The organism is Bartonella sp. AD328YNZD (assembly GCF_042196425.1).
In genome coordinates this window covers 1-904 of sequence record NZ_JBHIQG010000641.1, presented here as the reverse complement: position 1 = coordinate 904, position 904 = coordinate 1, and the positions used below count along the sequence as shown (strand labels likewise).

Sequence of the window (904 nt, the reverse complement as noted above, 5' to 3'; positions counted from 1 at the left end):
TGGTTTAATATCCCCTATCTAAATCCATAACTTTACCAATGGGTTTATTTGCCTCAAAATGGACCGTACAGAAGCGTTTTTAATTTCAATGTGGTTTTTATCACAAAATATTTAAATCGCTCTGTACGGTGCCTTTCTGTCAATTTAAACGCATATCTATTCTCAAAATCATCAGCAAACTTCACTACTTTGCTGTTTTTTTCGGATCCATAAGTGTCTTTAAGCGTAGATCGCTGTTGCAAGTTGATTGAAGCTTTCTGAAAGGTTATTTGCGAAATTGTTTGACGGTGGTTTATAACATGCGCTTTCATATAGTTTTTTCACTTCTGATTTTTTGTGTTTCTTAATTACCAATCCATATTCTGGATGCGTAATCCAATTATCCCAAGCGCTTTGCCAATCGCGTTCATTTGCATTTCGACATGGATTGTTTTTTGAAAAGCGTACAAATTTTTCAAATTCTGATAAGGCTTCATCATGCGTTAATCCTTGTTCAGTTGCGTATTGAAAATCGGGTTTGAAATCTTCTAGTATTCTTTCAACTTCTTGTTTTTCCCTTATTTTCTTTGTTCCTTCAAAAAAGTTTGCTTTCTCTGGAAAATAAGCAGGCATTATCTTATCAACGATTTCTGAAAGTTGTTTTCCAACCTTTTTAACTTTTCGTGAAGGCAATTTCTCAATCATCGCTTCGTCAATTTGCCATCGGTTGTTAGCATTGTTTGAAGTGTTGGTATTTTGCTCGTGAATGATTGGTTGTTTGGTTTCTATCGTTTTGATTTGTCCTGATTGAACATCATCACACTCGATTGCCTTTTCAACAAAATCGTTTGTTTCTAAATTTTCAAAATCAATTTCTCTTTTTGATAAAATAATATTTTTATTTTTTTTGTTATTGTTAATGTTA

At 32.9% G+C, this 904-nt stretch carries 1 pseudogene; it reads right to left on the bottom strand.

What is annotated here, in order from left to right:
• Window positions 1-219 precede the first annotated feature (219 nt).
• Window positions 220-904: pseudogene (locus tag ACFIO3_RS14205) on the bottom strand (hypothetical protein); the annotation flags it as partial.